Source organism: Segatella sp., from assembly GCF_977051555.1.
Genome location: NZ_CDRSSE010000075.1, coordinates 1 through 8051 on the forward strand (window position 1 = coordinate 1; position 8051 = coordinate 8051).

The following is an 8051-nucleotide window of genomic DNA, read 5'->3' on the forward strand; positions in this document are numbered from 1 at the left end:
TCCGAAATCTGAGAGTTGTGAACTTCTATGGATGGGTAACCGAGACATATACCTTAATTCCGCAACACTATAAATTTTAACTTTTATAATACCCTGAGCAACAAAAAGTTGCTCAGGATTTTGCCATGTCAGAAATTTCACTTATCTTAGTGTTGCAAAATAAAAACAAACAAAATTCTGAATGACATGGCAAAAGTACAAATAAAATCCGAGAAACTCACTCCTTTTGGGGAATTTTTTCTATTATGGAGCAATTTGATGCTCTTTTAGCTCAAACCATAGATTCCACCTTGGGATTGAGATGCACTATGTTTGGTTATCAATATAGCGAGATTCTACGCTCTCTTTTCCAGCAAAATGGATTAAGACGTCACGTAGGCATGTATTGAACATTTACTCAGACAACTATGCTTATGCCAACCTGTTCTAGACAGACTTTGGTTAAAGGCCATGCTTTTCTGGTTAAACCGGCGTATTACCTCAAGTCGCTTTATGGGGTAAGGGGATTTTGTGTTTACGACGTTTCTGTTATGCCCAAGGAATATGTACAATAAAAGAATTTTTGTCGTTTTACAGGTAAATTCCCACGAAACCCTATAGGTTGCAGATTTGAGGGAAAATAAGTTTTGCCACAAAGGTAAGATTTATTTTCGGATTATGCAAGGATATGCGCTTGTTTTTCCTCTTTTTTCCCATACTTTTCCCCGTAGCCCCCTTGTTTCTTCCCTGATTTCAGAAAAGTAGCGGGAAGGTGGCGGGGAAAATTTGGAATCGGTGAAGGGAAGTATTAACTTTGCAATCGAAAACGAAAGAGCGGCGAAATGCTGAGCCATGAATGAGCTGAAACTCTTCACTCTTCACCTGAAGCCCGGAAATGCCCATAAACAGAGGGGTTTCGGGGGGTGAAGAGTCAGAGACAACTCTTCACCCACTCTTCACCACTCTTCACCTTATTATATATAAGGGCTAAAAGATGATTATTATTAACTAAAAAAATTAATATATGAACAAAGTTACAGCTTTATCGTCATCAGATAAGATGACAAACGAAATTTCTGCACTCTCTCTTGTTGAGAGTTTTCTCGATGAGTATTATCTCTTCCGTAGAAATGTGCTAAGTGGTAAAACCGAGTATTTCACTCTCTCAAAGAATGAGGACGAAACTGAGGAGCCCGTAGAAGAGGAACCGGAAACCGGTGGGGAAGAGGAGGAATCTTCTGACTCAACCTGGAAGGTACTGACTCCGGAGGCTTTCAATTCCATCGTCCGTCACGCCAAACGGTTGGGTGTGGGAGGCAAGAAGTCGCCCCGACAGGATATTGAGGAGTTCGTACGTTCTGAAGAGGTTCCGGAGTTTGACCCTATCAGGGAATATCTCGAGAACCTGCCGGAATGGGATGGTAAGAACCATGTGGCTGAACTCTTTGGCAGGATTCCGGGGCTTACAAGTGAACAGTTGGGATGGTGCGCCACCTGGCTCCGCTCAGCTGTGGCTCACTGGTTGCAGATGGATATGTTTCATGGCAACGAAACCACTCCTGTGCTTATCGGCAAGCAGGGTTGCGGCAAGAGTACCTTTGCCTATCGCCTGCTGCCGGATCATCTGCGCCAGTATTTCCTCGACCACATCAACTTTGCCAATAAGTTTGATTCCGAGATGGCGCTCACTCATAATCTCTATGTCAACATAGATGAGTTTGCGAATATGGGACCATCGCAGCAGGGCAAGCTGAAGCAGATGCTTTCGAAGGTGAAGGTGAACGGGCGCCCTATCTTCGGCAAGTGTCAGGATGACCGTCCGCGTTATGCTTCCTTCCTGGCAACCACCAATGATGAGCATCCGCTCTGCGACCCTACGGGTAGCCGCCGATTCGTCTGTCTGCACATTCCGGCAGGTGAATATATCGACAATGGTTCACCCATCATTTATGACCAGCTCTATGCACAAGTTATGTATGAGCTTTGCCATAAGAAGACGCCTTACTGGTTTACCAATGCCGAGGTGGACCGTATTCAGAAGTGCAATCTTCCTTTCTTCAAGGTAGATGATTTTGAATCGATGCTGAAGAGTTGCTTCCGTGTTCCTGAGGATAATGAAACGGGCGAATGGCTCATCTGTTCGGATGTTTTCGAGGTTCTGCACGAAAGATTTCCGATGCTGATCAGTAATCTGAGTACCAAGATTCGCATAGGCCAGTCGCTCAAACTCCTGGGTTGCAAGATGAAGCATACCAAGAAGGGTCAGGCCTATCTGCTTGTAAGAATCTGAAAATATAGCTAAGCGGCAGGCGGGTGAAGAGTGGGTGAAGAGTGAGAAACAACTCTTCACCCTTCGAATCCCCTCTGTTTATCGGCATTTCCAGGGGTTAGGTGAAGAGTGAAGAGTTTTTCGCAGTTCCTTTCTTAAAATTCTTTCTCAGGCTTTTCCGATAGCTGTCTGACTAGAACAGCCCACTGTTCTCATAGCGGCTAGTTGGCTGTCTGTGGTTCGCCAGTTGGCTGTTTGCCGATAACAGTTCCTCAATCTTTCGTAGAAAAAATTATTTATCCAACTAAAAAAGTAATGAGTATGAACAATATTTCAATCCATTCCATTGATACGGTATGTCTCAAGGAGGCGTGCCCAGTACATCACCTTTGTGCTCGTTTTGAGCGTTATCAGAAATTGCGTAAGTCGGAGAAGGTATTCAGTATTCTGAACCCGGACCGTATAGCCTGCAACGAGCAGGGCTGCGCCTATCGTCTTCAGAAGAAGATTATACGCATGGCACGCGGATTCCGCCGCATGTTCGGCACGATACCTTCTGCCAATACGTCTCATTTCTGGCACTTTTCGCCCTATATCAGCGAAAGCACCTATTGCAAGGCGAAGCGCGGCGCTATCCTCATCGCACCCGATATGCAGCAGAAATTACTGCGTCTCTTCGAGCAGAATGGCGCCGATATCAGCATCGGTTTCGATGAATATGTAGAGCAGGAGGGCTATGAAGAAGTAGATACCGCAAACTGTAAAAAAATATAATTTTTGCCATCTTTTAGCGGTAATGAAACAGATTTTTATTATTTTTGTTTCCTGAATTTTACAACTAAACAATAAGAAATAGATTATGCGTGTTATTATCGAAAAAGATTATGAGAAGCTGTCAAAGTGGGCAGCTGATCATGTTGTTGAAACAATTAACAGATTTCAACCAACTGCTGAACGTCCTTTTGTTCTGGGTTTGCCAACCGGTTCTTCACCTCAGGGCATGTATGCCAATCTGGTAAAGGCGGTAAAAGAAGGCAAGGTTTCGTTCAAGCATGTCATCACCTTCAATATGGATGAATATGTAGGTTTGCCGGAAGCTCATCCTGAGAGCTATCACTCTTTCATGGCTACCAATCTCTTCGATCATATCGACTGCCCTAAGGAGAATATTCATATCCTGAACGGTAATGCCGGGAATCTGGAAGAGGAGTGCCGTCATTATGAGCAGATGATAGAAGAAGCGGGTGGCATCGACCTCTTTATCGGTGGTATCGGTCCTGATGGCCATATCGCTTTCAATGAGCCATTCTCTTCTCTAACCTCCCGCACACGAGTAAAGACGCTCACTACAGACACCAAGATTGCCAACTCCCGTTTCTTCGATAATGATCCTGAGAAGGTACCTAGTCTGGCTCTGACCGTAGGTGTGGGTACCGTGATGGCTGCCCGAGAGGTAATGATTCTCTGCAACGGTCATAGCAAGGCGCGCGCCCTGCAGGCTGCCATCGAAGGCCCTGTTACCCAGGCTTGGACCATCAGCGCTCTGCAGCAGCACCAGCATGGCATCATTGTTTGTGATGAGATTGCCTGCGATGAACTGAAGGTGGGTACTTACCGCTACTTCAAGGATATCGAGAAAGATAACATCTAAGTTATCTGATGCCTATAAAAAAGAATAAGGATGATGACTATTCGTCATCATCCTTATTTTCTGCTATAACCTGAGGACCGCGAACCTTGTCTTTGAGTCCCAGACCTTTCTTGATTTCTATATTTACTCCATCGCTCAAACCGGTGGTTACCTGTTTGCGCTCATAAGTCTTCTTCTCGCCGCTACCTTTTATGATATATACAAAGGTAGAATCGCCGCTAAACTCAATGGCACTCTCCGGAACGGTGAGTACATGGGTAGCCTTTGCCAGTACAATCTCGGCATTGGCACTGTAACCTGAACGGATCTTGCCGCCCTTGGTAGAACGGATGGCTGCCTTTACCTCAAACTGGTTGGCACCATTGTTTTCTACAGCCTTAGGAGAGATATACTCCAGGTTTGCCTCGAAGTTGAGGTTCTGCAAGGCTCCGATGGTAATTTTCATCGGCATTCCTGTAACGAGACTTCCCACTTCGGTTTCATCGATATTGCCACGGAAGATGAGGTCGTTCATGTTGGCTACACTGGCGATGGTAGTACCATCGTTGAAAGTGTTGGCAAGAATCACCGAGTTACCTACCTTGACAGGAATATCGAGGATAATTCCCGAAATGGTAGAACGGATGAGGGTAGAAGAAGCGCTGGCATTGCTCTTGCTTACACCATCACGCACCACCTGGAGAGCATCTTCGGCAGCGGTAACTTCCTCGCGTGCCTGTTTCATCGCCTGCTTTACCTTATCAAACTCATCGGCGCTGACCAGCTGCTTCTTGAAGAGCTGTTCCTCGCGACCATAATCCACCTGTGCCTGTTTTAGGTTGATTTCTGCAAGGCGCACACGTGCCTGAGCCGAACTGAGCTGTCCCATATCCGGAATCACCTTTACCTTGGCGATAACCTCGCCTGCCTGCACGAAATCGCCTGCCTGCTTGCAGATTTCGGTGATGATACCGCTAATCTGAGGCTTTACATTCACCTCGTTGCGAGGCTCAATCTTACCCGTAATCACCGTGGTTTTCAACACATCGCCCATCTTTGGGGTAAACTCGGTATATTCCACAGGCTTAGGCTGTGATTTCTCATAAAGGAACACGAAGGTTCCGATGAAGATCAAGGCGACTATCGCCGCAACAATCAACTTTGAATACTTTTTCATATCGTAAGTTTAAGTGAAGAGTGAAGAACGAAGAGTGAAGAATTCAATTGCTTTACTTTCGTCTTTCATTCTTATTTCGTTAATATTATTATTTGTCAGGAGTTATCATTTAGAGGACAAGTGAATTCTTCACTCTTCACTCTTCGTTCTTCACTCCTATTCGTCTCTCATTGCATCTACCGGTTTGATACTCATGGCTCGCCATGCAGGGGCGAGTCCGGCTAGGCCGCCGAGAATGCAGATGAGGATGGCTGAAGAGATGGCCGTCCAGAAATCTACCTGAAAGTGGGCGGTAAGAATGCCATCCGTGGTACTTCCTACTTCCAGCATCTGCAGGATGGCAACACCGAAGAGGATGCCGCTCATGCCGGCTACCAGGGTGAGGAGAATACTCTCGGAGATGATTTGCGAGAGTATCATCTTAGGCGTGGCTCCGATGGCTCGGCGGATGCCTATCTCGGTGGTTCGCTCCTTTACCGTTACCATCATGATGTTGGAAACTCCGATGGCGCCGGCAAGAAGGGTACCGATGCCTACCAGCCAGATGAGGAAGTTGACACCCTTGAACAGGTTGTCGAGCATCTGGAAGAGAACTTCGGTATTGAACACCATGATGCCTTTTTCGTCCGTAGGGTCGATGCTGTGGGCTCTTGCTACGGTTTCTCTCATCCGCTGGGCAATGCTGCTCATTACTACGCCCGGTTTGCCGGTGGTGGCGATGATGTCAACCGCCTTACCCCGGTTATAAGCGCTGCGCAAAACCGATTGGGGCAGGGTGATGGTTTCATCGGCACGACCGCCGAAGTTCACGCCGTTGCCCGAGCGGTAATCTACGCCTATCACCATATAATAGGTAGAATCTACTCTTACGCTCTTGCCGCACGGATCACCGCCGCCAGGAAAGAGATTCTTGTAAATCTGTTTGCCGATGACGCAAACCTTGCGCTGCTGGCGCACATCCATCTCGTTGATGTATCTGCCGTAAAACATCTGTGGTGCAGAAACTTTGGCGTAGTCAGGATTTACGCCCTGGGTGCTGCCGCTGAATTTCTTGTCGCCAAACACCACCGACTTGTTGCCGCCGAAGAGCAGCGGGGTAATGACATCGAGTTCGGGCACCTGGTGGCGCAATCTGTCCAGGTCTTTCTCTTCCATCTGCCAGGAGCGCCCCTTGTTGAATCCCTTGTAGGGTTTGGTGGTGTTCTGCGCCCAGATGATAGCTGTGTTGGTGGCAAAGCCTGTGAAGTTGTTTTGCAGCATCTCCTTCAGTCCCTGTCCGCCACCCATCAGGGCGATGAGCATAAACACGCCCCAGAACACGCCGAAGCCCGTAAGCAGACTGCGGCTCTTGTTCCTCGTGATGGTGTCGAGAATCTCTTTATATGTATCTAAATCTAATCGCATAGTATAGTCTATATATATAATCAAGGTGTAAGCAAGAATGAATTCAACATTCAACACTTAACATTCAACATTTTGCATTACTCTGCTCTCAGCGCTTCTATCGGTCGGATTCTTGCAGCCTTGATGGCTGGGATGAGTCCGGCGATGGTGCCTGCGATGACGATGGTGATGGTGGCGCCGATGCAGGTGCCGAGGCCCACCGTAGGGTTCACAAACATGGCGGCTTTAAATAGTCCGGTATCTACGGTGGTGTGGCCGATGGTAGCATCCATGATTTCGTTTGCTGCCACGCCGCAGACCATTCCGATGTAGCCGAAGAACGAGGTGATGATGATACTCTCGGTGATGATGAGCTTCAGTATCGACCAAGGTTTGGCGCCGATGGCTTTTCTTACGCCAAACTCTCGGGTTCGCTCCTTCACGGTGATGAGCATGATGTTGCTTACGCCCACGATTCCGCTCAGCAGGGTGAACAGACCCACAATCCAGAGGGCCGTCTGCATGATGGCGATTCCCTGGTTCATCTGGATATTGTCCATGTATCGGTTCCAGAGCCAGACGGTTCGGTCGTCATCAGGTGCTGCCTGATGGTTGTTGTTGATGCTGGCGCGATAGTTCTTCTCAAACTGCTTGTTGTCCTCCTTGGTCTTCAGATTCTTGATGGTGAACTCCAGACTTCCTGCATCATCGCCCTTGGCGTAGATGGTCTTGATGGTGGAGTAGGCGATGAAGGCTTCGGTATTGTTGCGCGATTCATCATCCTTGTAGATTCCCACCACCTGGAAGTTGAGGTTGCTGATCTTTACGTTCTTGCCCACCAGCGAACGGTAGTCTTTGCAGAGTTCCTTGGCCTGGCTTCGGCTCAGCACCACATTCTTGCGCTGCTCCTTCATATCGATTTCGTTGATGAATCGTCCGGCTATCAGCTCCGTCTTGTCGATTTTGGGATGTGTAGGAGCCACACCCACCAATGACTGGCTTGCCACATAATTATCGCCATAATTGATGTTCACGTTATATTGTTCCAATCTTCCGCCCACATCATCTACGTATTGACCATAGGTCTTGTTGCTGATGAGGATGTCCTTGTCGTTGAGCGTGATGCTTCTTCCTTCCTTCAGTCCCTTGTAAGCCTTGGAGGTTTCGCCCGGGAATACTCGCATAGAGTTGGCTAGGAATCGGGTGCTTTGCTGCAACTGGGCATTAATCAGTCCGTTGCCGGCGCCCAGCAGGAATATCAGCATGAAGATTCCCCAGGCAACGGCAAATCCCGTAAGCGAAGTGCGGAGCTTGTTGCGCTTCGACGTGCTCCAAACCTCTGAGAGGAGTGAAGAGTGTAGAGTGAAGAGTGAAGAATTCATATGCATTGTGTATTGTTTTAAAAATTAATAACCCCGAAGAGATGTCAGAGAAAGACAATTGGATTCTTCACTCTTCACTCTTCACTTACTTTACGTAGTCTTTTGATACGAGATGATGGTCTCTGTTGTCTTCGATGCTTCCGATGAGTCCGTCCTTGATATGGATAACCTTATCGGTCTCGTTGGCTACACCGCTTTCGTGGGTTACCACCACGATGGTCATTCCCTCTT

The 8051-nt window shown here is 47.5% G+C and carries 6 protein-coding genes and 2 pseudogenes; 4 read left to right on the forward strand and 4 right to left on the reverse strand.

Annotation, left to right across the window (positions count from 1 at the left end; translation table 11 throughout):
- Positions 1 to 186: 186 nt before the first annotated feature.
- From ACWJAO_RS12875 to nagB, 4 genes and pseudogenes are all read left to right on the forward strand, one after another.
- Positions 187 to 347 (forward strand): annotated as a pseudogene (locus ACWJAO_RS12875) (IS1380 family transposase); the annotation flags it as partial.
- Between the two features lie 656 nt (positions 348 to 1003).
- Complete coding sequence (locus ACWJAO_RS12880; protein ID WP_287820354.1) at positions 1004 to 2269, forward strand: VapE domain-containing protein; 1266 nt, start codon at positions 1004 to 1006, stop codon at positions 2267 to 2269.
- A 300-nt stretch (positions 2270 to 2569) separates the two neighbouring features.
- Positions 2570 to 3022: a DUF6078 family protein gene (locus ACWJAO_RS12885; protein WP_153093005.1), complete on the forward strand. Its 453-nt coding sequence runs from the start codon at positions 2570 to 2572 to the stop codon at positions 3020 to 3022.
- Positions 3023 to 3107: 85 nt separating this feature from the next.
- Positions 3108 to 3899 (forward strand): glucosamine-6-phosphate deaminase, encoded by a 792-nt coding sequence (gene nagB / locus ACWJAO_RS12890; protein ID WP_449140548.1) that lies wholly within the window; start codon positions 3108 to 3110, stop codon positions 3897 to 3899.
- 37 nt (positions 3900 to 3936) lie between these two features.
- Here nagB and ACWJAO_RS12895 read toward each other — a convergent pair whose 3' ends face one another.
- The 4 genes and pseudogenes from ACWJAO_RS12895 to ACWJAO_RS12910 form a co-directional block, all read right to left on the reverse strand.
- Positions 3937 to 5055, reverse strand: coding sequence for an efflux RND transporter periplasmic adaptor subunit (locus ACWJAO_RS12895; RefSeq protein WP_337536830.1), 1119 nt, complete (start codon positions 5053 to 5055; stop codon positions 3937 to 3939).
- 156 nt (positions 5056 to 5211) lie between these two features.
- A complete protein-coding gene (locus ACWJAO_RS12900; protein ID WP_118065455.1) occupies positions 5212 to 6459 on the reverse strand; it encodes an ABC transporter permease in 1248 nt (415 codons plus the stop codon).
- A gap of 77 nt (positions 6460 to 6536) precedes the next feature.
- The gene (locus tag ACWJAO_RS12905; RefSeq protein WP_449140549.1) at positions 6537 to 7826 is read right to left on the reverse strand and encodes an ABC transporter permease; all 1290 of its coding nucleotides are present in this window, start codon (positions 7824 to 7826) and stop codon (positions 6537 to 6539) included.
- Between the two features lie 79 nt (positions 7827 to 7905).
- Positions 7906 to 8051, reverse strand: a pseudogene (locus ACWJAO_RS12910) (ABC transporter ATP-binding protein); the annotation flags it as partial.